This window comes from Microbacterium maritypicum (assembly GCF_041529975.1).
Taxonomy (GTDB): Bacteria; Actinomycetota; Actinomycetes; order Actinomycetales; family Microbacteriaceae; genus Microbacterium.
Genome location: NZ_CP168030.1, coordinates 2,833,533 through 2,858,280, shown reverse-complemented (window position 1 = coordinate 2,858,280; position 24,748 = coordinate 2,833,533). Strand labels below are relative to the sequence as shown.

Annotated in this window: 22 protein-coding genes, 1 tRNA gene and 1 other RNA gene; 14 read left to right on the top strand and 10 right to left on the bottom strand. The window is 68.1% G+C overall.

Annotation, left to right across the window (positions count from 1 at the left end; all coding sequences use genetic code 11):
- Window position 1: 1 nt before the first annotated feature.
- Complete coding sequence (locus tag ACCO44_RS13890; protein ID WP_372466983.1) at window positions 2–667, bottom strand: SIMPL domain-containing protein; 666 nt, start codon at window positions 665–667, stop codon at window positions 2–4.
- Between the two features lie 141 nt (window positions 668–808).
- On the opposite strand from ACCO44_RS13890, the gene ssrA reads away from it, so the two are divergent.
- Window positions 809–1,178, top strand: a transfer-messenger RNA (tmRNA) gene (gene ssrA, locus ACCO44_RS13885).
- A 76-nt stretch (window positions 1,179–1,254) separates the two neighbouring features.
- On the opposite strand, the gene ACCO44_RS13880 is transcribed toward ssrA, so the two are convergent.
- Window positions 1,255–1,854, bottom strand: a complete 600-nt coding sequence (locus ACCO44_RS13880; protein ID WP_372466981.1) for a hypothetical protein — start codon at window positions 1,852–1,854, stop codon at window positions 1,255–1,257.
- Window positions 1,855–1,990: 136 nt separating this feature from the next.
- Between ACCO44_RS13880 and ACCO44_RS13875 the strand changes: the two genes are divergently transcribed.
- Window positions 1,991–4,852 carry an HAD-IC family P-type ATPase gene (locus ACCO44_RS13875; protein WP_372466978.1) on the top strand — a complete coding sequence of 954 codons (2,862 nt, stop codon included), beginning with the start codon at window positions 1,991–1,993 and terminating at the stop codon, window positions 4,850–4,852.
- 24 nt (window positions 4,853–4,876) lie between these two features.
- On the opposite strand, the gene ACCO44_RS13870 is transcribed toward ACCO44_RS13875, so the two are convergent.
- Together ACCO44_RS13870 and ACCO44_RS13865 are read right to left on the bottom strand one after the other, a co-directional pair.
- The gene (locus tag ACCO44_RS13870) at window positions 4,877–5,443 is read right to left on the bottom strand and encodes a hypothetical protein (protein WP_372466977.1); all 567 of its coding nucleotides are present in this window, start codon (window positions 5,441–5,443) and stop codon (window positions 4,877–4,879) included.
- A 20-nt stretch (window positions 5,444–5,463) separates the two neighbouring features.
- Window positions 5,464–6,261 (bottom strand): inositol monophosphatase, encoded by a 798-nt coding sequence (locus tag ACCO44_RS13865; protein WP_372466975.1) that lies wholly within the window; start codon window positions 6,259–6,261, stop codon window positions 5,464–5,466.
- A gap of 154 nt (window positions 6,262–6,415) precedes the next feature.
- On the opposite strand from ACCO44_RS13865, the gene ACCO44_RS13860 reads away from it, so the two are divergent.
- Window positions 6,416–6,488: transfer RNA gene (locus ACCO44_RS13860), tRNA-Lys, on the top strand.
- A gap of 255 nt (window positions 6,489–6,743) precedes the next feature.
- Complete coding sequence (locus ACCO44_RS13855; protein ID WP_372466973.1) at window positions 6,744–8,297, top strand: Ig-like domain-containing protein; 1,554 nt, start codon at window positions 6,744–6,746, stop codon at window positions 8,295–8,297.
- A gap of 112 nt (window positions 8,298–8,409) precedes the next feature.
- On the opposite strand, the gene ACCO44_RS13850 is transcribed toward ACCO44_RS13855, so the two are convergent.
- The 4 genes from ACCO44_RS13850 to ACCO44_RS13835 form a co-directional block, all read right to left on the bottom strand.
- Entirely contained in the window at window positions 8,410–8,892 is a 483-nt protein-coding gene (locus ACCO44_RS13850; protein WP_372466972.1) for a YbaK/EbsC family protein, read from the bottom strand.
- 75 nt (window positions 8,893–8,967) lie between these two features.
- Window positions 8,968–10,197, bottom strand: a complete 1,230-nt coding sequence (locus ACCO44_RS13845) for an MFS transporter (protein WP_372466971.1) — start codon at window positions 10,195–10,197, stop codon at window positions 8,968–8,970.
- Window positions 10,194–10,631: a MarR family winged helix-turn-helix transcriptional regulator gene (locus ACCO44_RS13840; RefSeq protein ID WP_372466970.1), complete on the bottom strand. Its 438-nt coding sequence runs from the start codon at window positions 10,629–10,631 to the stop codon at window positions 10,194–10,196. The genes ACCO44_RS13845 and ACCO44_RS13840 overlap by 4 nt, the downstream gene beginning before the upstream one ends.
- A gap of 36 nt (window positions 10,632–10,667) precedes the next feature.
- The gene (locus tag ACCO44_RS13835) at window positions 10,668–11,456 is read right to left on the bottom strand and encodes an IclR family transcriptional regulator (RefSeq protein WP_105709813.1); all 789 of its coding nucleotides are present in this window, start codon (window positions 11,454–11,456) and stop codon (window positions 10,668–10,670) included.
- Window positions 11,457–11,561: 105 nt separating this feature from the next.
- Here ACCO44_RS13835 and ACCO44_RS13830 point away from each other — a divergent pair, with 105 nt between their 5' ends.
- Genes ACCO44_RS13830 through ACCO44_RS13820 form a run of 3 tightly spaced genes read left to right on the top strand, consistent with a single transcriptional unit; the run spans window position 11,562 to window position 14,182 of the window.
- Window positions 11,562–12,335 (top strand): CoA transferase subunit A, encoded by a 774-nt coding sequence (locus ACCO44_RS13830; protein WP_029263587.1) that lies wholly within the window; start codon window positions 11,562–11,564, stop codon window positions 12,333–12,335.
- A gap of 1 nt (window position 12,336) precedes the next feature.
- Window positions 12,337–13,005 carry a CoA transferase subunit B gene (locus ACCO44_RS13825; RefSeq protein ID WP_181156190.1) on the top strand — a complete coding sequence of 223 codons (669 nt, stop codon included), beginning with the start codon at window positions 12,337–12,339 and terminating at the stop codon, window positions 13,003–13,005.
- Complete coding sequence (locus tag ACCO44_RS13820; RefSeq protein ID WP_372466967.1) at window positions 12,998–14,182, top strand: acetyl-CoA C-acetyltransferase; 1,185 nt, start codon at window positions 12,998–13,000, stop codon at window positions 14,180–14,182. Before ACCO44_RS13825 ends, ACCO44_RS13820 begins: the two co-directional genes overlap by 8 nt.
- Before the next feature lie 24 nt (window positions 14,183–14,206).
- Here ACCO44_RS13820 and ACCO44_RS13815 read toward each other — a convergent pair whose 3' ends face one another.
- Together ACCO44_RS13815 and ACCO44_RS13810 are read right to left on the bottom strand one after the other, a co-directional pair.
- Window positions 14,207–14,506, bottom strand: coding sequence for a hypothetical protein (locus tag ACCO44_RS13815; RefSeq protein ID WP_029263584.1), 300 nt, complete (start codon window positions 14,504–14,506; stop codon window positions 14,207–14,209).
- 9 nt (window positions 14,507–14,515) lie between these two features.
- Window positions 14,516–15,721 (bottom strand): PLP-dependent aminotransferase family protein, encoded by a 1,206-nt coding sequence (locus ACCO44_RS13810; RefSeq protein ID WP_372466965.1) that lies wholly within the window; start codon window positions 15,719–15,721, stop codon window positions 14,516–14,518.
- A 227-nt stretch (window positions 15,722–15,948) separates the two neighbouring features.
- Between ACCO44_RS13810 and ACCO44_RS13805 the strand changes: the two genes are divergently transcribed.
- From ACCO44_RS13805 to ilvC, 7 genes are all read left to right on the top strand, one after another.
- Window positions 15,949–17,211: an MFS transporter gene (locus ACCO44_RS13805; protein ID WP_372466964.1), complete on the top strand. Its 1,263-nt coding sequence runs from the start codon at window positions 15,949–15,951 to the stop codon at window positions 17,209–17,211.
- Window positions 17,212–17,277: 66 nt separating this feature from the next.
- Complete coding sequence (locus ACCO44_RS13800) at window positions 17,278–18,684, top strand: trehalose-6-phosphate synthase (RefSeq protein WP_372466962.1); 1,407 nt, start codon at window positions 17,278–17,280, stop codon at window positions 18,682–18,684.
- 52 nt (window positions 18,685–18,736) lie between these two features.
- Complete coding sequence (otsB, locus tag ACCO44_RS13795) at window positions 18,737–19,534, top strand: trehalose-phosphatase (protein ID WP_372466959.1); 798 nt, start codon at window positions 18,737–18,739, stop codon at window positions 19,532–19,534.
- A 9-nt stretch (window positions 19,535–19,543) separates the two neighbouring features.
- Window positions 19,544–21,262, top strand: coding sequence for a dihydroxy-acid dehydratase (ilvD, locus tag ACCO44_RS13790; RefSeq protein WP_215066707.1), 1,719 nt, complete (start codon window positions 19,544–19,546; stop codon window positions 21,260–21,262).
- A gap of 51 nt (window positions 21,263–21,313) precedes the next feature.
- On the top strand, window positions 21,314–23,116 hold the full coding sequence (locus ACCO44_RS13785) for an acetolactate synthase large subunit (RefSeq protein WP_372466957.1): 1,803 nt from the start codon (window positions 21,314–21,316) through the stop codon (window positions 23,114–23,116).
- 3 nt (window positions 23,117–23,119) lie between these two features.
- On the top strand, window positions 23,120–23,629 hold the full coding sequence (ilvN, locus tag ACCO44_RS13780) for an acetolactate synthase small subunit (protein WP_029263577.1): 510 nt from the start codon (window positions 23,120–23,122) through the stop codon (window positions 23,627–23,629).
- A gap of 80 nt (window positions 23,630–23,709) precedes the next feature.
- The gene (gene ilvC, locus ACCO44_RS13775; RefSeq protein WP_029263576.1) at window positions 23,710–24,738 is read left to right on the top strand and encodes a ketol-acid reductoisomerase; all 1,029 of its coding nucleotides are present in this window, start codon (window positions 23,710–23,712) and stop codon (window positions 24,736–24,738) included.
- The last annotated feature ends 10 nt before the right edge of the window (window positions 24,739–24,748 follow it).

Here is a 24,748-nt window from a genome sequence, read left to right as displayed (position 1 = left end):
CTCACCGGGCGAGGAAGCGCGCCTCGACCGTCGCGGAGATGACGATCTCCTCCGGCTCGTATTCCATGGCCGGGGCTGCATCTGCGGCGAATGCCACGCCTCCGCGAGCCTTCATCATGGGCGCACCCGGCATCGGCTGCCCGCTCGAGATGAGACCGACATCGGCGATCTCGAGCGGCGTGACCTCGTCGAGACCGAGAGCCCCCGCATATGCCTTGGCGCGGGTGACGGCGACGCTGACGGCCTCGGCGGCCACCTCCCGCTCGATCTGCGTTCGTGTCACGCGGGTGAGGTGCCAATCGACCCAGCCCACCTCGACGCCGTCCCAGGGCGAGATGTCCGAGACCCATATCGAGAGTTCCGATGCCTCTGCGAATGTCGCAGTGAAGTCGATGCTCGCGTAGAAGACGGGTGCGAGGCGCTTGCCGTCGTTGTTCCAGGGTCGCTCGGCTCGCACGGAGAGTCGTTTGCTGGTCCAGTCGACGACGCTGCCCTCCTCTGCCCGCTCCGCGATGCTGCCGCGTACGGGCTCGGCCAAACGCATCACGTGCTCGACGACGGTCGTGCGCTCGGAACCCTCCGCCCGCACGCTGACCCGGATGGTGGCGCGCTCCGGCGCGACACGCGCCTCGTGTTCGCCGCGGACTGTGACGGTGACTTCGCTCATGCGCTGACTCTACGCCAGCGCTCCGGGCGCCTGCGGAATGGCGAATGGCCCGTGAACGTTGTAGTCTGTGATGCTCGGGTGTTCGTCGCCCGGGATGGTAATTCCATAGTGTGACAGCGGCTCCTTCGAGAGAAGGACCACGGGGCTGATCGGTTTCGACAGCGCCTGTGAATCCACGAGAAGCGGGCCGAGGATGCAGAGTTATCTCGTTAACGCTCTCTGCAAAAAAATAGTTGCCGAAACCAAGCGCAACGACTTCGCCCTCGCTGCATAAGCGAGCCCGATAGTCCGTCAGGCCGTATGTGATTCCGATACGGATCCTGGCGTCATTTAGGAATCTTGCTGCGTGATGGCGTCTGGACGTCACGTGGGACTCTTCCCAGGCTGGGCTCGTCGACTTAGGTGTCTGTGACAAAGGTCGGAGCCGAGTAGAACGTCTTCACAGACTGCGCCCGGAGAAGGCGTGGAGACTCAGCGTTGGACGGGGGTTCGATTCCCCCCAGCTCCACCAAGCCGTTGTCACAGAAGAAGCCCCGTGCTCTCCTTCCAGGAGGTCACGGGGCTTTTTCGTGTGCGGGAACGGCGTGTCACTCCACCGTCTGCGTATAGGGCACCGTCAGCACAGCATCCGCGTATCCCGCTGCCGAGAACCGGATCGTGATGATGCCGTCCCAGAAGGAGGTCCCTCCGTTCGGTGTCTCCGCGCCGAACATGAATGCCGCCTCAGGGTCGGCGAGATAGGTCGAAACGGTCGGCACCGTCAGAGTGCCTGCCGCGATGACGGTGCTGAAGACGAACACGCTGTACAGCTGGTCGTCTGCAGCGCCCTGCAGGAGTGTCCACCCGCTGATGCCTCCATCTTGGGAGGGAGAACCTCCGTCGTAGAGGTAGAGCCCCTGTGCGCCGGAGTTGGCACCGGTGCCCTGCCAGGAGATGGTCGCTGTGACCTGTGTAGGAGCGGCGGGCGCCGGCGAAAGGGCGAGCTGACCGCTCAGGGTGAACTCGGAACTCCACTGCGGGCCCGTGAAGGCGAGGACCACGCCGGTTGCGTCGATCGCGCCTCCGCTCGCCGCGTGGGCCGGTGTGGCTGCCGTGAGGGCGATCACGGGGACCGACCACGCCGCCGCGCCGATGACGGTGCGGCGAGAGATCGTGGGACGCGCAGGGAGAGGGCGTTCGTCGGGCACGGAGCATCCTTCGGGGAGAGGTGAAGCGGTCCGACAGCAGAAGGGCCTCGGAGCGAGCAAGAGAGTAGCAGAGGCAAGCGGCCGGGGAGGCGCGAACGGCACCCGCTGGTTCCGACGGGGACCTATATTGAGGTCTGTGGAATCGACCCCCGAAACTGTCGCGACCGGTCTCACCCGAGCGGAGGTGGCCGAACGCGTCGCGACCGGGAAGACGAACGCCTTCGTGGCGGACACGAGCCGCAGCGCGTGGAGCATCGTGCGGGCGAACGTCTTCACGCTGTTCAACGGCATCGTCTTCGCGTGTTTCTTCATCCTCTTCCTGGTCGGGCGGTGGCAGGATGCGCTCTTCGGGCTCGCCGCCTTCGCGAACGCCATCATCGGCTGTGTTCAGGAGTTCCGAGCGAAGTCGGCTCTCGACCGCCTGGCACTGATGAACGCACCGCGCGCTCTGGTGCTCAGGGAAGCTGCGGAGGCGGAGATCGCCCCCACCGAGGTCGTCCTCGACGACGTGCTGGTCCTGCGCGCCGGCGAGCAGGTGCCGGCCGACGCCAGAGTACTCACGGCGCGCGGGCTGCAGATCGATGAGTCGATGCTCACGGGCGAGTCCGACCCGGTGGAGAAGCAGCCGGGCGACGAGGCGCTTTCGGGCGCGGTGGTCGTCGCCGGGGAGGGAACCGCGCAAGCGACCCGTGTGGGCGCCGACTCGTACGCCAACCACTTCGCGGGCGAAGCGAAGCGTTTCTCGCTCGTCTCCAGCGAGCTCCGCTCGTCGGTCAACCGGGTCCTGAAGTGGGTGAGCTGGGTGATCGGACCGGTGGGGCTGCTCGTCCTGAACGCGCAGATCATCGTCACGGGCGGGTACGCCACCGTGTTCTCCAGCGGCGCCTGGGTGCAGGCCGTCGTGAACACGATCGCCGCGCTGACGGCGATGATCCCGCTCGGGCTGGTGCTCATGACGAGCATCGCCTTCGCCGTCGGTGCGTCGAAACTGGCACGCAGGCAGGTTCTGGTGAATGAGCTGCCCGCGGTCGAGGGGCTCGCCCGGGTCGACGTCGTATGTCTCGACAAGACCGGCACCCTCACCGTGGGGGAGATAGGGTTCGACGAAGCGCACGGACTCTCCGGGCTCACGTCGGAGCGTGCGGAGGCGGCAGCGGCGGCGCTGGGCTGGTATGCCGCCTCTCCGGATGCGAATGCCACGGCGCGATCGATGCGAGCGGTGTATCCGGCCGGGTCCCCGCTCGCGGTCGCGGAATACATCCCCTTCTCCTCCGCACGCAAGTGGAGCGCAGTCTCCTTCGAACAGGTCGCCGGGACCTGGGTGATGGGTGCGCCGGAGATGGTGTTCGGCGATGCCGCGACATCCGACGAGACCGAACTCGGGCGCACGGTCACCGCGCTCGCAGAGACCGGCCGACGCACGTTGGTCCTCGGCTACGCGGAATCGGCGTTGTCCGAGGCGGATGTCGATTCCGAGCGGCTTCCGGATGGTGTGGTCGCGGCCATCGTCCTCACCTTCCGGGAGCAGGTGCGCCCCGACGCCGCCCAGACGCTCGAGTACTTCGCGCGGCAGGATGTGGGCATACGGATCATCTCGGGCGACAACCCGCGCACGGTCGCGGCGATCGCGCGAGAGGTGGGAGTGGACGTCGCGGAGGGCTTCGACGCACGTCGCCTTCCCGATGATGACGCCGAACTCGCAGACGTGCTCGAAACCAACTTGGTGTTCGGACGCGTCTCACCCGAGCAGAAGAAGCGCATGGTCGCGGCCCTGCAGAGTCGCGGGCACACCGTGGCGATGACCGGTGACGGGGTCAACGACGCCCTCGCGATCAAGGCCGCCGACATCGGTATCGCCATGAACACGGGATCGCCCGCCACGAAGGCGGTGGCGCGATTGGTGCTGCTCGACGGGCAGTTCTCGCACCTGCCCGATGTCGTCGCGGAGGGGCGTCAGGTCATCGCGAACATCGAACGCGTATCGATGCTCTTCCTGAACAAGACCGTGTACGCCACACTTCTCGCGATCATCTTCGGGTTGTTCGTGCTGGAGTTCCCGTTCCTCCCGCGCCAGCTCTCCATCACCGACGGTCTCACCATCGGCATCCCGGCGTTCTTCCTCGCGCTGATGCCCAACGCGGCGCGTTATGTGCCCGGATTCCTCCGGCGATCGTTGAGCTTCGCCATTCCCTCGGGGATCATCGTCGCGCTCGGCCTCACGTGGTTCACCTTCGTCGCGCGCGGTCTCGAGGCGCACGAGGAGCAGCTGCGCACCGGAGCGACCGTCATCCTCGCCGTCGTCGGCATCTGGGTGCTGGCCGTGCTCGCCCGCCCCCTCAACCGCTTCAAGGTGCTGGTCGTGGGTGCGATGTTCATCCTGCTCATCGCCGTGTTCTCGCTTCCCCTCGCGCGACAGTTCTTCGTCCTCGTCGATCCGGGGGAAGACCTCGCGATCGCGCTCACCGGGATCACGGTCGTGATGATCGCGGCGATCGAACTGGTGCGCATCGTGCATCGTCGGCTCGTCCTGAGAGAGGAGCCCACGACGGCGCGTGCACAGGCGCCCGAGCAGGGCAGCGGTACCGAGCGTGGGCTGGCGGCCGTCATCACGACGACGGTCGCCGTGCTCTCGTACGTGTTCGGAATCCTCGCCACGGGCTTCGGCATCCTGGTCTTCCTCGGGCGCTACGACCCGGACGTGAGCGCCTCCGCGTTCTCGCTCGCGGGCGCGGCCATCGCGCTGTTCGGTCTCCTGGTGTTCGCGGTCGCCGCCGGTATCCGCCGGGGGAGCGGGCTCTCGCGGCTGTTGCTCACGCTCTTCCTCGGGGTCGTGCTCGCACTCAGTGCAATCGTGCTCGTCTTCGGAGACCGGTGGGACTGGGGAGCAGCCGTCACTGCCGTGGCCGCCGCCCTCATCGTCGTCCTGCTCTGGACACCACCGGTCGCCCGGGGTTTCCGGCCCGTCCTGGAGAGTTCGATGGGGAGTACGGCGCCGTAGCGATGTCGCGAGCTCGAGCGGCGCTCAGCCGGTCCACTCGATGAGGATCAGCCCCTGACGCGTGTCCGCGAAGCGCACCCATCCGTCGCCGAACAGATACGTCATCCCGTACCCGTCTTCATCGAGTCCCATCGCGTATCGCGGATCCTCCGTGAAGTACACCCCGTCCGGGCCGTCCTCGCGCTTCCACCCCTCGGAGAGCAGGCCGGACTGGGCCTGCGCGGCGTCCTCAGAACTCAGAGATGCCCAGCCATAGAGCTGACCGTGGTCGGACGCGACGCTGTAGTCGGCCCAGAAGCACAGCAGCCCGTCGGTCAGCGCCACCCCGCCGACGACGAACTCCTTCGACTGCGCGGTCCATCCCATATCCGTGAACACGGAAACCGTTCCCGCCGAGATCATGGATTCACACGTGAGCTCGCCGGGAGTCTCCGGGACGCTGGAGCTCACCGGCTCGGGGCTCGGAGCCGGGCTCGGGCGGACCGCATCCGATGTGCGTGAGGCCTGCGGCCCCGCAGGTGCTCCGCACGCCGTCAGGGCGACGAGAAGCACCAGGGCGCCTGCGGCGGCGGAGATGATGCGGAGGGTCATCCTGTGCCTCGTGGTTCGGATCAGTCGTGCATGAGCTTCAGGAACTCATCGTGGAGCGTGCCGTTGGTGGCGAGTGTCGAGCGCGCCGATATCGTCTCGGCGCCGTCGGCGGCGGTCATCCGCCCGCCGGCCTCCCGGATGATCGGCACGGCCGCGGCGATGTCGTATTCCTTGACATCGAATTCGGCGACCATGTCGATTCGCCCTTCGGCGAGAAGCATGTAGGAGTACACGTCGCCGTAGGCGCGATCGCGCCAGACGCGTGCCGCGACTCGGAGCAGGGAGTCGAGCCGTCCCGCGTCGGACCACTGCGCGATGCTCTGGAAGCTCACACTGGCATCGTCGAGCGATGACACGGTGGAGACCTGGAGTCGGCGGGGCTCGCCGTCGGTCGCGGTCCAGGAGCCTTCGCCGGCGGCTCCCCACCAGCGCCTACCCAGTGCGGGCATGCTGACGACACCGACCTGGGGGACGCCATCGATCGCGAGAGCGATCATCGTGCCCCACAAGGGAACGCCGCGGAGGAAGTTCGCCGTGCCGTCGATGGGGTCGATGATCCACTGGCGATGCGTCCCGCCCTGCGCGCCGAACTCCTCGCCGAAGATCCCGTCGTCGGGTCGCTCGGTCTCGAGGATGGTGCGGATCGCACGCTCCGTCGCGAGGTCGGCGTCGGTCACGTGCGACTTGTCGGCCTTGGTGGAGATCTCCAGGTCGGCCGCATCGAACCGCGGGAGCGACTGGGCGTCGGCGGCGTCGGCGAGGCGGAGCGCGAGGAGGAGATCGCTGCGCAGGTCATCGGCGTGAGGGGAGGCGGTCACGCTCCCAGGATAGTCGGCGGAACAACGGGCGCTGAGGGCCGAACGGCCATGTTTCCGAGTGCGACGGGCACCGGCACGCCCGGGCCCACCTCGATTTCGCATGGGGGCGGTCGGCTGGTAATGTAATTCCTCGGTCGGGGTTATCCCGGGCCACGCACCTCTAGCTCAATCGGCAGAGCAACTGACTCTTAATCAGTGGGTTCTCGGTTCAAGTCCGAGGGGGTGCACGGAACAGCCTCAGAAACTCTCGCCAGTTTCTGGGGCTTTTCTGCTTTCTTGTGCACGCGGTCCGCTTATCGATCCGGACAGGCCCGCGAAGTCCGGGTTTCTGAGGGCTTGCAGAGAATGCCGGTGTACCGCGTAATGGGCTCTCGTCGAGGCCGTCTCTCACACGGGGACAACCGCGTCACCGCCATCGGATGCGTCGCTGCGCAGCAGCACGGCCGAGGCGGTGAGGCTTCGACAAGAAACTGGGGAACACCGTGTACAGAAGTAATCGGCGCGCGCGATCGCGCCGCGCATCCATCACGTTCGTCGCCGCCGCTGCGGCGGCACTCACCGCTGTGGTCACGGGCGTGGGGGCCGGCGCAGCCATCGCTGCCGAGTACGACCATCCTGCGGCCATCGATCCTGCGTCGATCACGGTGACCACCGTGGACGGCGATGAGACTCTGGCGCAGTTCGATCAGGTGCGCGTAGACGCGGACTGGTCGGTGCCGGATGGCGCTCTCGGCGGCGAGACGTTCGGGTTCACGCTTCCGCGTGAGTTCGCCCGAACCGGCCTGACATTCTCGGTCCCCTCGACCGAGGACCCGACGGAGATCGTGGCCGAATGCGCCGTCAGCAGCGACGCGGCACCGGTGGTGACCTGCACCCTCACCGACTACGTGAACGGACGCACGGGCGTCAACGGTTCGCTGTGGTTCCTGGCCAGCGCCGACGAGCAGACCTCAGAGACGACCGTGGAGTTCGTCGTCGACGGCAAGACCACGCGCGTCGACATCCCGGGCGGTGGGATCACGCCTCTTCCGCCTCTGCCCACGGAGCCTCAGAAGGTGTCATGGCAGACGGACGACGGCAGCATCGCGTGGCAGCTCGAGCTTCCGGGCGCGAGTTTTCCCGGCGTCGAGTCGATCGTCGTCGACGATGTGCTGACCGCGCCGAACGGTGAAGTCGCAGAGCATCACAACCAAGACGGCCAGCTCGCGGTCTGGAGCACCGACGCAGACCAGCAGGACTACCGGACGATCACGAACTGGACCGGTGCCTGGAACGAGGGCGGCACGGCGTTCCACCTCGAGATCCCGGGTGCGATCGATCCCGCACGGACGTACTTCGTCAAGTACCTCACGGTACCGAGCACTCAGGCGGACGGGACCTCATTCAGCAATGTCGCCAATGTCAACGGAGTGGTGCTGCAGGACCGAGAGGTCTGGCAGGTCACGGGTGGCGGCACCGGAGACGGAACCGCCACCGGTGCGTTCACCTTGACCAAGGCTGTGGGCGGCTCCGGAGTGACGGATGTGCCGGCCAACGCCGAGTACACGGTCCGCTACAGCTACGGCGACCCGGTGGTGGAGAAGACCGTCGTGGTGACCGCGGGAGCGGCGACCGCTCCTGTGCGCCTCCCCGCCGGCACCGTCGTCACGCTCGAGGAGCTCACCCCGCCGGCCATCGACGGCATCGAATGGGGCACACCGGTGTTCTCGGGCACCGGAGTGCGCGCGACCGCGGACGGCGGGGCACAGATCACCGTCTACGGGGGTTCGACCCTCGCGATCACGCTCACCAACACCGCGACGGAGAAGCCGCCGGTGGTCCCGCCGACCACGCCTCCCACGCCGGAGACGCCCGTGACGCCGCCGACCGATGTGACGCCTCCGATGGAGCTGCCGTTGACCGGCGATTCCCTCGCCACGACCGGTGGCGATGTGCCGGCGGTCATGCTCTGGGGCGCCGGCGCCGCGCTTCTGCTCGGCATCGCGCTGACCACTCTGGCTGCCGTGCGCGCTCGACGGCGCGAGCCCCAGGACTGATCCTTGCATCGGGGTCGAGGTCGTCGGAGCACCTGCTTCGCGGTCTCGACCCCGCCGCGTGCGTGGAGCGTCACGCGGCAGGAGACCGCCCTCCGGGAAGTTCAAGGCAATCTCAAGCCACGGCGATGACCGTGCCCCCGGTGATGAGGCGCAGCTGGTCGAACGTGAGCGGCATGACGGTGTGTGGGTGGCCGGCTGCGGCCCACAGCTCGTCATGTTCCTGGAGCGCGTCGTCGAGGAAGGTGCGCAGCGGCGCCGGATGCCCGGCCGGTGCGACGCCGCCGATGGCCTGGCCCGTCGCCGCGCGGACGACGGAGGCCGGCGCCATCGACACTTCCCGCGCACCGATGCTCGCGGTGAGTACGGCGAGGTCCGCGCGGTGGCCACCGCTGGTCATGACGAGAACCGGCTCTCCGTCAGCGATGAACACGAGGCTGTTCGCGATCGCGGCGACGTCGCACCCGATCGCCGCGGCTGCGGCGGCCGCAGTGCGCGCGGAATCCGGCAGGACGCGGATGGTGGTGTCGACTCCGGCGGCCGAAAGATGCTGCTGCACGACTCTGCTGCGCTCGGGTAGGGGCGTCTCTTCGCTCATCGCCCCACGATATCGGGAGGCCAGTGTCGGTGCCGGGTCGGGCGTCACCGACCGATCCGACACCGACATCGCGACTCAGGCGGCGTCGCCCACGAGGATCGCCGCGGCATCCTCAGCGGCGGCGTCGTCCGGCTCGTCGTCGATGTGCGCGAGCACGCGCCGCCCGAGGAACACCGTCAGCGCTGCGATGAGGACAGACGCCGCCGCGAACAGGTACGGCACGGTCGCGTTGAATGCGTGCCACAGCAGCGCTGCGATCGGGGGAGCCATCGCGCCGCCGAGGAAGCGCACCGCGGAATAGGCGGAGGAGGCCACGGACCGGGGGAGGTCCGTGGCCTCCATGACCGCTTCGGTCAGCACGGTGTTCATCACGCCGAGTAGCAGACCGCCGATGACGATACAGGTGACGAGGGCGGCCGCGTTCCCGACGACGAGCCCGGCGGCGACGAGGTCGAGCGCCAGCAGAGGAAGGACCACGAGGATGATCCGCGTGCGCGGCATGCGGCGCATCAGCACCGGTGCCACCCAGACGCTCGTGACCGCGAGTGCGACACCCCAACCGAAGAACGTGAATCCGATCCCCATCGCGCCGAAGCCCAAGGGGAACGGCGAGAACGCCAGCAGCACGAAGAAGCCGATGTTGTAGAACAGTGCGGCGACCGCGAGGATGGCGAGCGCGGGGCGACGGAGGGCCGTGAAGGGGGCCGAGAAGGGCACCGGGACCCGCTTCTCGCCCGGCCCACGCAACAGTACGAGTACGGCGACGAAAGCGATCGCCATCAGCGCGACGACCCCGAAGAACGGGCCGCGCCAGCTCTGCTCTCCGAGGATGCCACCGAGCAGCGGTCCGACCGCGATGCCGAGGCCGAGCGCGGCCTCGTACAGGATGATCGCGGCGCTGCTGCCGCCGGACGCCGACCCGACGATCGTCGCGAGGGCTGTCGAGATGAACAGCGCATTGCCGAGACCCCAGCCGGCACGGAAGCCGATGACGGCGTCGACGCTGCCGCTCAGAGCACACAAGAGTGCGAAGACGACGATGAGTGCGAGCCCGATGAGCAGCGTTGCCTTGGCGCCGATGCGGCTGGAGATCCAGCTGGTCACCAGCATCGCGAGGCCGGTCACCAGCAGGTAGCTGGTGAAGAGCAGTTCGGTCTCCACCGGTGACGCCTGAAGCGACTCCGCGATCGCGGGGAGGATCGGATCGACGAGCCCGATTCCCATGAAGGCGACGACGCAGGCGAAGGCGACGGCCCAGACCTGCGCCGGCTGCTTCCACACCGAGGGGGTGGCGGTGGTGTTCACCGAGATTCTCCTGTTCGTTCCGTGGCGGTGTGCGCGGCGAGGATCTCCGCCGCGCGGGTGAGAGCGGACCAGTCGTCGTCCTTCAGGGCGGCGAACCGCGGCGCGAGGATCTCGCGGAACTCCGCGCGCCAGGCCGCGACGGCGGCGGTTCCCCGAGGGGTGATGTCGACGACAGTCGCTCGCGAATCGTCCGGGTCGGGGGAGCGGAGCACGAGCCCCTCGCGCTCCAGCAGGCCGAGGAGGCGGGTCATGCCGGGTTGGGTGGTGCGCGCAGCGGCGGCCAGTTCGCCTACGCGCCTGGCACCCTCCTGCTCGAGGAGACTCAGCACCCGCCACTGCGCGGCGGGCGCGTCGTTGCCGGCGTCCTGCGCCGCTATGCGACCCAGGGCGTAGCCGGAGAGCACCAGCGAAGCTATGACGTCCGTGCGATTCATACCAAAGAGTATATATCGGATGGTATGTATGGAGGGTCAGCGCCGGGCGTTGGCTATCCTCGCGGAGAGCTGATGGGCGTGCGCCAGCAGGGTGCGACCGAGTTCCGCCATACGATCCGGGCCGAAGCGGAACTCGACACCGGTCAGACTGAGGGCCCACTCCGGGCGCCCGGATCGATCGAAGACGGCGGCGCCGATTCCCCAGCTGCCCTCGACGATCAGGCCCGGGTTGACGGCGTATCCGCGTTCCTTGGTCTCTGCCAATCGGGTGCGCAGCGCGCGCGGCCGGTGTGTCGGCCCCCATGCGCTCTCGAGGTCGGGATGCCGCTCCAGATATGCGTCCACATCATGGTCAGGGAGGAAGGCCAGGATCGCGAGACCCGCGCTCGCGACGCCGAGGGGGAACCTCACGCCCTCGCTCAAGACGAAGGAGCGGATGGGGAAGGATCCTTCCTCGCGAAGCAGACACACCGTCTCGTCCGCTCGTCGCACCGAGAAGAACGCGCTCTCCTCGGTCTTGACCGCCAGTGACCGGACGATGTCCCGCGCCAGGGTGGTCACGTCGTAGCGCGCAGCGGCGACCGAACCCATGAGGAACAGCTCGGGGCCGGGCATCCACCGGGTGCTGTCCGCGTCGCGGTCGACGAGCCCCTCGAGCTTGAGCGCGCTGAGGAGGCGATGCGTGGTCGAGCGTGACAGCTCAGCGCCCCGGGCGAGGTCCTGGAGGCTGGCGCCCTCCGCGCCGGCGGCGGTCACCAATCGGAGCAGACGAGCCGCGCGAGCGATGGCCTGCGCGCCAGGGATGGAGCGGGCCGTGGATTCCATATCGTGGACGCTACCTCCGTATCTGACCACATCGCAAGACGTGATCGTTGCGTCGGGGGCCGAAGAGCGGATGCTGGAGTGAGGCACGAATTCGAAGGAGCAGACGTGATCGACAAGCAATGGGACTCGGCAGCGCACGCCGTGTCCGACATTCCCGACGGAGCCTCGTTGGCGGTCGGCGGGTTCGGGCTGTCCGGTAACCCGATCGCGCTCATCGAAGCTCTGCTGGCCCAGGGCACGAAAGATCTCAGCGTCGTGAGCAACAACTGCGGCGTGGACGACTGGGGACTCGGGGTGCTGCTCGCCGCGCAGCGCATCCGCAAGATGACATCGTCGTACGTGGGGGAGAACAAGGAGTTCGAGCGCCAATTCCTGAGCGGCGAACTCGAGCTCGAACTCACTCCCCAGGGAACGCTGGCCGAGAAGCTGCGGGCCGGTGGATCGGGGATCGCGGCCTTCTACACGCAGACGGGTGTGGGCACCCAGGTCGCAGAAGGAGGGCTGCCCCGCCGATACAACGCGGACGGCACGATCGCCGTCGCCTCCCCGGTGAAGGACGTCCGAACATTCGAGGTCGATGGCTCGCCGGCGGACTTCGTGCTCGAGGAGGCGATCACCACGGACTTCTCCCTCGTGCACGCTTCCCGCGGCGATCGCCACGGAAACCTCGTCTTCAACAAGGCGGCGCGCAACTTCAACCCGCTGGCCGCGATGGCCGGACGCACCTGCATCGCTCAGGTCGAACAGCTCGTGGAGCCGGGTGAGCTCGATCCGGACAGCATCCACCTTCCCGGCGTCTTCGTGCATCGCATCGTCGAGGTGGGCACGGACATCCCCAAGCGCATCGAGCGGCGCACCGTCGCCGTGGAAGGAGCCTGAGATGGCACTCACACGAGACCAGATGGCGGCCCGCGCGGCAGCCGAGCTGGAGGACGGTTCCTACGTCAATCTCGGAATCGGGTTGCCGACGCTCGTGCCCAACCACGTGCCGAGCGACGTCACGGTGGTGCTCCAATCCGAGAACGGGATTCTCGGCGTCGGGCCCTACCCGCACGAAGACGCCGTGGACCCCGACCTCATCAACGCGGGTAAAGAGACGGTCACGACCCTGCCCGGTGCGGCGTTCTTCGACTCGGCCACCAGCTTCGGGATGATCCGCGGCGGCAAGATCGATGCCGCGATCCTCGGCGCGATGCAGGTCTCGACGAGCGGGGATCTCGCGAACTGGATGATCCCGGGCAAGATGGTGAAGGGCCCCGGCGGGGCAATGGATCTCGTGCACGGTGCTGCTCGGGTGATCGTGCTGATGGAGCACGTGGCCAGGGACGGATCGGCCAAGATCGTGGACGAGTGCTCGCTGCCGCTGACGGGTCGCGGAGTGGTCGACCGGATCATCACGGACCTGGCCGTGATCGACGTCACGCCCGAGGGGCTGACGCTCGTCGAGACGGCCCCGGGAGTCAGCGTGGACGAGGTCATCGCCGCGACCGAGCCGGCGCTCACGATCCATCCGGATCTCCTCCACGAAAGGACCTCGCATCATGAATGACAACGACATCGTCATCGTCGCCGCTGCTCGCACACCGCAGGGGCGACTGAAGGGGCAGCTGGCGGCCTTCACCGCTCCTCAGCTCGGCTCTTTCGCCATCAGAGGCGCGCTGGAGCAGGGCGCCATCGATCCGGGTGACGTCCACGCGGTGATCGTCGGACAGGTGCTGGCGGCGGGCTCGGGTCAGAACGCCGCTCGGCAGGCGGCGATCGGTGCCGGGATCGGCTGGGACGTGCCCGCCCACTCCGTGAACAAGGTCTGCCTGTCGGGATTGACCGCGATCATCGACGCCGCTCGGATGATCCACACCGGCGACGCCGAGGTGGTGGTCGCCGCCGGGATGGAGTCGATGACGCGGGCACCGCACATGCTGATGGGCTCGCGCGACGGCTGGGCGTACGGCAGCGTCGAGGTGCTCGATCACATGGCCTACGACGGTCTGACCGACGCCTACGACCGCGAGAGCATGGGCGCGTCGACGGAGCGCCACAACGCGCGATATGAGCTCACCCGAGAGGCGCAGGACCGTGTCGCCGCGCTCTCTCACCAACGCGCGGCCGCTGCCCAGGAAACGGGAGTGTTCGAGGCCGAGATCGTCGCCGTCGACGTGCCACAGCGCCGGGGTGAGCCGGTTCGCGTGACGAAGGATGAAGGGGTGCGCCCCGACACGACGGTCGAGACCCTCGGTGCGCTGCGGGCGGCCTTCGCGGAGGGCGGATCGATCACCGCGGGGAACTCGTCTCAGATCTCCGACGGCGCATCGGCCGTGGTCGTCACCGCGCGACGCACGGCCGCGGCCAAGGGCTGGTCGGTGCTCGCCACCGTCGGCGCCAGCGGTCAGACGGCCGGCCCGGATAATTCCCTGCAGGCGCAGCCGGCGCGTGCGATCGAGCGTGCGTGCGAGAAGCAGGGGATCGCACCCTCGGATCTCGATCTGGTGGAGATCAACGAAGCATTCGGCGCGGTCGTGGCCCGCTCACAGGTCGAGCTCGGGCTGGACGAGGACATCGTGAACATCCACGGCGGAGGGATCGCGATCGGACACCCGATCGGTGCATCCGGCAACCGACTCGTGGTGCACGCGGTGCACGAGCTCGTGCGTCGCGGTGGCGGAACCGCCGCGGTCGGCCTGTGCGGCGGCGGCGGTCAGGGCGAGGCGTTGATCCTCACACGGTGAACGATGCGCTCGGGGCGCGCGGTGTCAGTGCCGTGCGTCCTTGGCGTGATCCTGCGTGTCGGCGAGTGCCTTCTGCGAGCGGAACTGGAGTCGCTGGGCCTTCTTCGCCTTCTTGACCGACTGCGGCGAGTCGGCATCGACGAGCACACCGCGTCGTTCGCGGTTCATGTCGATCACTGCACCGACGGCGAGCGCCATCGTGATGCCCCAGCTCAGCCAGGACAGCAGGGAGCGCCAGGTGATCGGCTGCTCGCGGGTGCCGCGTAACAGCGAGACTCCTGCAGAGATCGCAGCGACGAGTCCGGTGCTGAAGAGGTAGCGCATGCCCCCACGCTACCTTCCCGTGCCCCAGGTCGTCCCGAGCCTTGACAAGCCCTCCCTGATCCTGTCAGGGGCGTAGGTCGTGAACGACAGGCGGAGCGTCCGCCGATCGGGCGTTCCGGAGTAGAACGAGACCCCGGGTACGTAGGCGACATCGTGGGCCAGGGCGCGCCCGAGCGACTCGGCGGCATCCATCCCCTCAGGCAGCCGTGCCCAGACGAACATGCCGCCGTCGGGATGGTTCCAGGTGCTGCCGGTCGGCAGAACGGTGGGTAGGGCGTCGAGCATCGCGTCGCGCCGGGCGGAGTACGCCTCGCGGATGCGCGTGAGCGCGGGTTCGCCGCGACCCGACAGGAGGTAATGGGCGGCTGCTGCCTGGTCGATGGTGGAGGTGTGGAGGTCGGCGGCCTGCTTCGCGATCGTCACGGCGGGGCGGATATCAGGAGTCGTGCGGATCCATCCGATGCGCAGCCCCGGCGCGATCACCTTCGAAAAGCTGCCGAGGCTGATCACGTGCGCCGGTGCGAGCTCGGCCAGCGAGGGGAGGGCCTCACCCGAGTACCGCAGTTGGCGGTAGGGCTCGTCCTCGATGATGCGGAATCCCCGCCGCTGTGCGATGGCGGCGATGTGCCGGCGGGCATCGAGCCCGTGCGTGCGGCCGGTGGGATTCTGGAAAGTGGGGACCGTGTAGAAGAACTTCGGGCTGTGCTCGGCGGCGAGCCTGTCCAGCGCTTCGAGATCCAGCTCGTCGCCGTCATAGGGGACGCCGATGACCCGCGCCCCGGCCAGCGCGAAGGTCTGCAGGGCCGCGAGGTAGCACGGTTCCTCGACCAGGATCGTGTCGCCGGGGTCGAGAAGCGTCGTCGAGATCAGGCCGAGCCCCTGCTGCGAACCCGTCGTGATGATGAGGTCGGATGCCGCGGTGGGCAATCCGTCCGCCGAGTAGCGCCGGGCGACTTCCTCCCGGAGCCGGGCGTCTCCCTCGGACGTGGAGTACTGGAGCACAGAGGGGGAGTCGAGGACCGCGTCGAACGCCGCCCGGATGCCGGCGACGTCGAACAGCTCGGGCGCGGGGAGACCGCCGGCGAACGAGATGACCTTCGGGCGCTCGGTCAGCGCGAGAAGGTCGCGCACCGGCGAGGTCTTGGCGTTTCCTGCGCGCTGGGAACGCGGAGGGAGGGTGAGTGCGGCGGCAGCGGCATGCGGGGCAGTGGTCAACGGAGGTTCTTCCTCGGAGGAGTGAGTGCGGGGACAGCGGTGCGGCGGTGTCGCCCAGGATAGACCCGTCCCGAAACGCTCATCTCTCGGGCACCTCCCGGGACCATCCGCTATCCTGGGGTCGTCGCGGCTCGCCCGCGGCCGCACAAACCGTGTATCTACCGGCCGTCGGCATCCCCGGCGGACAGCGGCGGCACCCGACATCGCGTCTTCGACGCGCGAGAGCCATGACACACGCATCAGCACCCCCGCAGATCACCGAGCCGAGCCCGAGCCTTCTCCGTCTCGCCGGATTCCCCTACTTCCTCATCGCCTTCATCGCGCGACTTCCGTTCGCCATGATGGTCGTCGGCGTCCTGACCGTCGTCGTCTCGGCCCGCGGCTCGCTCTCGCTGGGTGGGCTCACCTCGGCCGCCGTCGGTCTGGGAACGGCGTGCTTCGGACCCCTTCTCGGCGCCGCCGCCGACCGGTTCGGCCAGCGGGTGGTCCTGGTCGTGCTCGCGCTGGCCAACGGCGCGATGCTCCTGCTCTTCACCTTCGTGGTCTACGGGGAAGCGGCCGACGGCTTCGTGCTGTTGGCGGCGGTCGGGATCGGCGCCACGGCACCGCAGGTCGCGCCGCTCTCGCGCTCACGTCTGGTCACGATCATCGCCGATCGAATGCCGGAGGCGCGTCGCGCGAAGACCGTCTCCGGGACGATGGCCTACGAGTCCGCGGCGGATGAGACCGTGTTCGTCTTCGGGCCGTTCCTGGTCGGCATCCTGGCGTCCGCGTTCGCTCCCTGGGCTCCGCTGGTGGGCGCCGCCGTGCTCACCGTCGTCTTCGTCGGCGCGTTCGCGCTGCACCCCAGCGGACGTCACGTGTCGCAGGACCGCGACGCGGATGGCAGAGCCCCGTCAGCGGTCTCGGAGCTGTTCCGGCCGCAGCTGCTCATCGTCGTCCTCGGCATTCTCGGCGTGGGGATCTTCTTCGGGACGATGCTCACCTCGCTGACGTCGTTCATGGCTGACCGCGGTGCACCCGAGCAGGCCGGGCTGCTCTACGGCGTGATGGGCGTCGGGTCGGCGGTGCTCGCGTTGGGCGTCGCCTGGCTTCCTCCGTCGTTCTCGATGCGCGCACGGTGGCTCATCTTCGCCGGCATCCTGCTCGCCGGAACGCTCCTGCTCGGATTCGTCGACTCGCCGGGCACGATGATGCTCGCGCTGGCGATCATGGGAATCGGCATCGGACCCACCCTGGTCACGCAGTACAGCTTCGGGGCCGCCCGCAGCCCGCGTGGTCGCTCGGCGACGGTCATGACGATGCTGGGCTCCGGCGTCGTGGTCGGGCAGTCGATCGGCGCGGCCGTGGCCGGCGAGATCGCCGAGAACGTCGGAACGTCCGCCGCGCTCCTGCTCCCGATGATCGCGGCATTCATCGCCTTCGGCGCGGGAGTGGCGAACTGGGCGCTCAGCAGCGAGCGGCGTACACGATCGTCGGTGACGGCCTGACCTCCGGCGACGGTATTCCGCGATCCTGGGTAGGTTTGATTTCACCGCTGATGTGAGGAGTCCCCCTTGACCGCCGCAGATTTCGTCGTCGTCGCCAACCGCCTGCCGGTCGACCGGGTGGAGGGACCTGACGGCGAGGAAGTCTGGCGCACGTCTCCTGGTGGGCTCGTGGCCGCCCTCGAGCCGATGATGCGCAACGTGCGCGGGGCCTGGGTGGGCTGGGCAGGGCAGGCCGACGTCGAGCTCACGCCGTTCGAAGCCGGTGGTATCGAGCTGGTGCCGGTCGCACTGAGTGCGCAGGAGGTCGCGGAGTACTACGAGGGCTTCGCCAACGACACGATCTGGCCGCTCTACCACGACGTGATCGCGCCGCCGCAGTACCACCGCGAATGGTGGGACGCATACGTCCGGGTCAACCGCCGGTTCGCGGAAGCAGCCGCCGCCGCTGTGGCGAAGGAGGGCACCGTCTGGGTGCACGACTACCAGCTGCAGCTCGTCCCGCAGATGGTGCGCGAACTGCGTCCGGACGTGACGATCGGCTATTTCCACCACATCCCGTTCCCGGCTCACGGCCTCTACGCCCAGCTGCCGTGGCGCGATCAGGTGCTGCGCGGGCTGCTCGGCGCCGACGTCATCGGCTTCCAGCGTGCTCAGGACGCCACGTACTTCCTCACGGCGGTGCGGCGCCGGCTCCGCTACGACGTCAAGGGACCGAACGTCTCGGTCCCCGATGGGGAGGGGACCCGCACGGCACTGGCCCGGGCATTCCCGATCTCCATCGACACGACGCCCTACCTCGAGCTCGCGGCCCGCGAAGACATTCGCGCGCGTGCCGCCGAGATCCGGGCGAGCCTCGGCAACCCGAAGCGCATCCTGCTCGGCGTCGATCGACTCGACTACACCAAGGGCATCCGCCACCGCATCAAGGCCTACGGGGAGCTGCTCGCGGAAGGGCGACTCAACGTCGAAGACGTCACGCTCGTGCAGGTCGCGAGTCCGAGCCGGGAGCGCGTCGACGCGTACGTCCATCTGCGTGACGAGATCGAGCTCGCCGTGAGCCGCATCAACGGCGACACGGACACGATGGGCCACTCCGCCATCCGGTATCTGCACCAGGGCTATCCACGCGAGGAGATGGTCGCGCTCTACCTGGCTGCCGACGTGATGCTGGTGACCGCACTTCGCGACGGCATGAACCTCGTCGCCAAGGAGTACGTCGCCAGTCGCGTGGACGATCGCGGCGTCCTCGTGCTCAGTGAGTTCACCGGGGCGGCGGACGAGCTCCGGCAGGCGGTGCGGGTCAACCCGCACGACATCGAAGGGCTCAAGGACGCGATCATGACCGCGGTGGAGATGCCCCCGGCCGAGCAGGGTCGGCGCATGAGATCACTGCGCCGTCGTGTGCTGGACAATGATGTGAACGCCTGGTCCTCCTCGTTCCTCGCCGCGCTGTCCGAGGTGCGCGGACGCTGAGCACCCGCGGGGCCGCGATACTGGGAAAGAACCCCCTGCGATTGGAGAACCTGTGACGCGCCCCTGGATCCCCGGAACCGCCGATGACGACCTGAGTGCCCTGGCGGCGACGCCGCGCCTGGTCGTTGCCCTCGACTTCGACGGCACCGCCTCGCCTCTCGTGCCTGACCCGATGGCTGCGCGCGCGCTTCCCGAGGTCGCGATCCAGGTGGAGCGGCTCGCGTCGCTTCCCGACACCGTCGTGGCGTACGTCTCCGGACGCAGCATGCACGATCTGCGGGTCATCACCGAACACACCGACGACTCCGCCATCGCCCTCGCGGGTTCCCACGGCGCGCAGTACTGGTTCCCGGGTGAGGGAGATGCCGAGATCGCGGGCGACGTCACCGAGGACGGCTCGCGTGAAGAGCTGTGGGCAGCCGCGAAGCCGATCATCGAGCGCTTCGAAGGTGCCGAGTTCGAACCCAAGACCTTCGGCATGGGCGTGCACACCCGCCGCGCGGACCGCGAGACCGAGGAGCGCGTCTTCGCCGAGATCGACGCTCTCGTCGCCGAGCGCTTCCCGCACTGGCGACGTCGGGCCGGACACCGCGTGCTGGAGTTCTCCTCGCGTGCAGAGGGCAAGGACGCGGCCATGACGGCGCTTCGTGAGCGCTTCGACGCCACCGGAATCCTGTTCGCCGGTGACGATGTGACCGACGAGGATGCGATGCGCGTGCTCGGCGAGGGCGACCTCGGCGTGCGCGTCGGTCCGGGGGAGAGCGCCGCGGTGCTTCGTGTGGACACTCCACAACAGATCGCCGCGCTTCTGGAGGCGCTCGCGGACGCCCGCACCTCTGCGCAGCAATAGACTTCCGTCATGTCCTCGCATGATCCCTCCAATAGCGCGCCCATCGACATCAAGCCCCGCAGCCGCGTCGTCACCGACGGCATCGAGGCCACGACCTCCCGAGGCATGCTCCGTGCCGTCGGGATGGGGGACGCCGACTGGGACAAACCGCAGATCGGCATCGCGTCCAGCTGGAACGAGATCACTCCCTGCAACCTGAGCCTCGATCGGCTCGCGCAGGGCGCCAAGGAGGGTGTGCACTCCGGGGGCGGCTACCCGCTGCAGTTCGGCACGATCTCCGTCTCGGACGGCATCTCGATGGGTCACGAGGGGATGCACTTCTCGTTGGTGTCCCGTGAGGTCATCGCGGACTCCGTCGAGACCGTGATGATGGCCGAACGCCTCGACGGCTCCGTCCTGCTCGCCGGCTGCGACAAGTCGATCCCGGGCATGCTCATGGCGAGCGCCCGCCTCGACCTGTCGAGCGTCTTCCTCTATGCCGGCTCGATCGCGCCGGGGTGGGTCAAGCTCTCCGACGGCACCGAGAAGGACGTCACGATCATCGACTCGTTCGAGGCGGTCGGCGCCTGCCGTGCCGGTCTCATGAGCGAAGAGGACCTCAAGCGCATCGAGTGCGCGATCGCACCGGGTGAGGGGGCCTGTGGTGGTATGTACACCGCCAACACGATGGCGTCCGTCGCCGAGGCACTCGGTCTCAGCCTCCCCGGTTCGGCCGCACCGCCCGCCGCGGACCGTCGGCGCGACTACTTCGCCCACCGCTCGGGCGAGGCCGTCGTGAACCTGCTCCGCCAGGGCATCACGACGCGCGACATCCTCACCAAGGAGGCGTTCGAGAACGCGATCGCCCTGGCGATGGCGCTCGGCGGCTCCACGAACGTGGTGCTCCACCTGCTGGCGATCGCTCGCGAGGCCGACGTCGACCTGAGCCTGCACGACTTCAACCGCATCGGCGACAAGGTTCCCCACGTCGCCGACATGAAGCCGTTCGGCAAGTACGTCATGAACGACGTCGACCGTCACGGCGGCATCCCCGTGATCATGAAGGCGATGCTCGACGAGGGCCTCCTGCACGGTGACGCACTCACGGTCACGGGCAAGACGCTCGCCGAGAACCTCGCCGATCTCGACCCGCAGCCGATCGACGGCGAGGTCATCCACACGTTCGACAACCCGATCCACGCGACCGGCGGACTCACGATCCTGCACGGTTCGCTGGCTCCTGAGGGCGCCGTCGTCAAGACGGCCGGCTTCGACGCCGCCGTGTTCGAGGGCCCCGCCCGCGTGTTCGAGCGCGAGCGCGCCGCCATGGACGCCGTCGCGGAGGGCGAGATCGAGCCCGGTACCGTCATCGTCATCCGCTACGAGGGCCCCAAGGGCGGACCGGGTATGCGCGAGATGCTCGCCATCACCGCGGCCATCAAGGGCGCGGGACTCGGAAAAGATGTACTACTCTTGACGGACGGACGATTCTCAGGCGGCACAACCGGCCTGTGCATCGGCCACATAGCACCCGAAGCGGTGGACGCAGGTCCCATCGCCTTCGTGCGCGATGGTGATCTGATACGGGTCGATATCGCAGCTCGCTCTCTCGATCTACTCGTCGACGACGCAGAGCTCGCCTCCCGCCGTTCTGGCTGGGAGCCGCTTCCCCCGCGCTACACCCGAGGCGTTCTTGCCAAGTACTCGCGCCTCGTGCGGTCCGCCGCCGAGGGAGCGACCACCGGCTGACCCGGACGCTCCGGCATCCGGTGTCCTCCACAGATCATCAGAAGGAAAGTCATGACTGCTGACTCCGCCCCGGCTGTGCCGAGGCCGCCCGCCCGTCAATCCTCTGCCCCGGAGATCACCGGCGCCGAGGCCGTCGTCCGCTCGCTCGAGCTGCTCGGTGTCACCGATGTCTTCGGCCTGCCCGGCGGAGCGATCCTCCCCGTGTACGACCCGCTGATGGATGCCAAGGATCTGCGCCACATCCTGGTGCGGCACGAGCAGGGGGCCGGCCACGCGGCCGAGGGCTATGCGTCGGCTTCGGGCAAGGTGGGCGTGTGCATCGCGACCTCCGGCCCCGGCGCGACGAACCTCGTGACCGCGATCGCCGACGCCTACATGGACTCGGTGCCGATGCTGGCCATCACCGGTCAGGTGTTCTCGACGCTGATGGGGACCGATGCGTTCCAGGAAGCAGACATCGTGGGCATCACGATGCCGATCACCAAGCACTCGTTCCTGGTGAAGGACGCGGCCGACATCCCGGGCGCGATCGCCGCGGCGTATGAGATCGCCGGCACCGGTCGTCCGGGTCCCGTGCTGGTCGACATCACGAAGGATGCGCAGCAGGCGACGGCGCCGTTCGTGTGGCCGCCCAAGATCGATCTCCCCGGCTACCGCCCGGTGACCAAGGCGCACGGCAAGCAGATCCAGGCCGCAGCCACCCTGCTCGCCGAGGCCAAGAAGCCGGTGCTGTACGTGGGCGGCGGAGTGATCCGCGGCAAGGCGTCGGCCGAGCTCCTCGAGCTCGCGGAATCCACGGGAGCGCCGGTCGTCACCACGCTGATGGCCCGTGGCGCGTTCCCTGACTCGCACCCGCAGCACCTCGGCATGCCGGGCATGCACGGCACGGTTCCCGCCGTGCTGGCGCTCCAGGAGGCCGACCTCCTCGTCTCGCTCGGCGCACGGTTCGACGACCGCGTGACGGGCAAGGCGGCGCTCTTCGCCCCGAACGCCAAGGTCGTGCACGTGGACATCGACCCCGCGGAGATCTCGAAGATCCGCACCGCGGATGTGCCGATCGTGGGAGATGTCCGCGACGTGCTGACCGATCTGGATGCCGCGTTCCGCGGTGCCACCGCCAGCGCGAAGCCCGACATCGAGGAGTGGTGGTCGTACCTCGATGGCCTCCGCACCGAGTTCCCGCTCGGCTACGCGCCGACGACCGACGGGCTCCTCGCTCCGCAGTACGTGATCCAGCGCATCGGCGAGCTCACCGGTCCCGAGGGCGTCTTCGCCTCGGGTGTCGGCCAGCATCAGATGTGGGCGGCGCAGTTCATCAAGTACGAGCGCCCCAACGCCTGGCTGAACTCCGGCGGTGCCGGCACCATGGGCTACTCGGTGCCCGCGGCGATGGGTGCGAAGGTCGCAGAGCCGGAGCGTCACGTCTGGGCGATCGACGGCGACGGCTGCTTCCAGATGACCAATCAGGAGCTCGCGACCTGCACCATCAACAACATCCCGATCAAGGTCGCGATCATCAACAACTCCTCGCTGGGCATGGTGCGCCAGTGGCAGACGCTGTTCTACGACGGCCGCCACTCGAACACCGACCTCAACACCGGGCACGGCACGGTCCGAATCCCCGACTTCGTGAAGCTCGCCGAGGCGTACGGCTGCCTGGCGATCCGCGTGGAGAAGGAGGAAGAGGTGGATGCCGCCATCCAGCTCGCGCTCGAGACGAACGACCGCCCCGTGGTGATCGACTTCGTCGTGAGCGCCGACTCCATGGTGTGGCCGATGGTCCCGCAGGGCGTCAGCAACAGCTACGTCCAGTACGCCCGCGAGCACGCGCCCGACTTCGACCAGGAGGACTGATCCATGTCGACTCACGTGCTGAGCCTGCTGGTGGAGAACACCCCAGGACTCCTCACCCGCGTCGCCGGGCTGTTCGCCCGTCGCGGCTTCAACATCGACTCCCTCGCCGTCGGCGTGACCGAGGTGCCCGGTATCTCCCGCATCACGGTCGTCGTCGACGTCGAGGAGCTGCCGCTCGAGCAGGTCACGAAGCAGCTCAACAAGCTGATCAACGTGATCAAGATCGTCGAGCTCGATTTCTCGACGTCGGTCCAGCGCGAGCACATGCTCGTGAAGGTGCGCACCGACAACGCCACGCGCTCGAACGTGATCGAGGTCGTGAACCTCTTCCGCGCGTCGGTGGTGGATTACGCCTCGGATGCGCTCGTGATCGAGGTGACCGGCGACAAGGGCAAGGTCGACGCCATGCTCCGTGCACTGGAGCCCTTCGGCATCAAGGAGATCGCGCAGTCGGGTCTTCTCGCCATCGGGCGCGGCGGTAAGAGCATCACCGAACGCGTCCTGCGCGGCTGACCATCCCGAGCAACACAGTCTTCGCCGCTCCTGGAGCGCGCGAATCCCGACGAAACGCAAAGAACAAGGAGAAACACACAGTGAGCACCGAGATCTTCTACGACGCCGACGCAGACCTGTCCCTGATCCAGGGCAAGAAGGTCGCGATCGTCGGCTACGGCTCGCAGGGCCACGCCCACGCGCAGAACCTGCGCGACTCGGGCGTCGAGGTCGCCATCGCACTGAAGGAGGGCTCCAAGTCCGCCGCGAAGGCCGAAGAGGCCGGCTTCCCCGTGAAGACCGTCGCCGAGGCCACCGAGTGGGCCGATGTCATCATGATCCTCGCGCCGGACCAGCACCAGCGCATCATCTACAGCGAGTCCATCGCGCCGAACCTCACGGCCGGCAAGACGCTCGCCTTCGCACACGGCTTCAACATCCGCTTCGGCTACATCGACGCCCCCGAGGGTGTCGACGTGATCCTCGTCGCTCCGAAGGCTCCGGGCCACACGGTCCGTCGCGAGTTCGTCGCCGGCCGTGGCATCCCGGACATCATCGCCGTCGAGCGCGACGCATCGGGTCACGCCTGGGACCTCGCCCTCTCGTACGCGAAGGCCATCGGCGGCACCCGCGCCGGCGTCATCAAGACGACCTTCACCGAAGAGACCGAGACCGACCTGTTCGGCGAGCAGGCCGTGCTCTGCGGTGGCGTGAGCCACCTCGTGCAGGCGGGCTTCGAGACGCTGACCGAGGCCGGCTACCAGCCGCAGATCGCCTACTTCGAGGTGCTGCACGAGCTCAAGCTCATCGTCGACCTGATGTGGGAGGGTGGCATCGCCAAGCAGCGCTGGTCGATCTCCGACACCGCCGAGTTCGGCGACTACGTCTCGGGCCCGCGCGTCATCGACGAGCGCGTCAAGGAGAGCATGCAGGGCGTGCTGGCCGACATCCAGTCGGGCGCCTTCGCGAAGCGCTTCATCGACGACCAGGACAACGGGGCCGAGGAGTTCCTCGCGCTGCGCGCCAAGGAGGAGCAACACCCCATCGAGGTCACCGGCAAGGAGCTGCGTTCGCTCTTCGCCTGGAAGCAGCAGGACGAGGACTACGTCGACGGCAGCGCTGCGCGCTGACCTGAGTCCA

What these genes read in the sequence shown, in the direction of transcription:
- ACCO44_RS13890 (WP_372466983.1), bottom strand. Translation starts at nt 667, where the DNA reads ATGAGCGAAGTCACCGTCACAGTCCGCGGCGAACACGAGGCGCGTGTC.
- ACCO44_RS13870 (WP_372466977.1), bottom strand. Translation starts at nt 5,443, where the DNA reads ATGACCCTCCGCATCATCTCCGCCGCCGCAGGCGCCCTGGTGCTTCTC.
- ACCO44_RS13850 (WP_372466972.1), bottom strand. Translation starts at nt 8,892, where the DNA reads ATGAGCGAAGAGACGCCCCTACCCGAGCGCAGCAGAGTCGTGCAGCAG.
- ACCO44_RS13840 (WP_372466970.1), bottom strand. Translation starts at nt 10,631, where the DNA reads ATGAATCGCACGGACGTCATAGCTTCGCTGGTGCTCTCCGGCTACGCC.
- ACCO44_RS13835 (WP_105709813.1), bottom strand. Translation starts at nt 11,456, where the DNA reads ATGGAATCCACGGCCCGCTCCATCCCTGGCGCGCAGGCCATCGCTCGC.
- ACCO44_RS13825 (WP_181156190.1), top strand. Translation starts at nt 12,337, where the DNA reads ATGGCACTCACACGAGACCAGATGGCGGCCCGCGCGGCAGCCGAGCTG.
- ACCO44_RS13820 (WP_372466967.1), top strand. Translation starts at nt 12,998, where the DNA reads ATGAATGACAACGACATCGTCATCGTCGCCGCTGCTCGCACACCGCAG.
- ACCO44_RS13815 (WP_029263584.1), bottom strand. Translation starts at nt 14,506, where the DNA reads ATGCGCTACCTCTTCAGCACCGGACTCGTCGCTGCGATCTCTGCAGGA.
- ACCO44_RS13805 (WP_372466964.1), top strand. Translation starts at nt 15,949, where the DNA reads ATGACACACGCATCAGCACCCCCGCAGATCACCGAGCCGAGCCCGAGC.
- ilvD (WP_215066707.1), top strand. Translation starts at nt 19,544, where the DNA reads ATGTCCTCGCATGATCCCTCCAATAGCGCGCCCATCGACATCAAGCCC.
- ACCO44_RS13785 (WP_372466957.1), top strand. Translation starts at nt 21,314, where the DNA reads ATGACTGCTGACTCCGCCCCGGCTGTGCCGAGGCCGCCCGCCCGTCAA.
- ilvN (WP_029263577.1), top strand. Translation starts at nt 23,120, where the DNA reads ATGTCGACTCACGTGCTGAGCCTGCTGGTGGAGAACACCCCAGGACTC.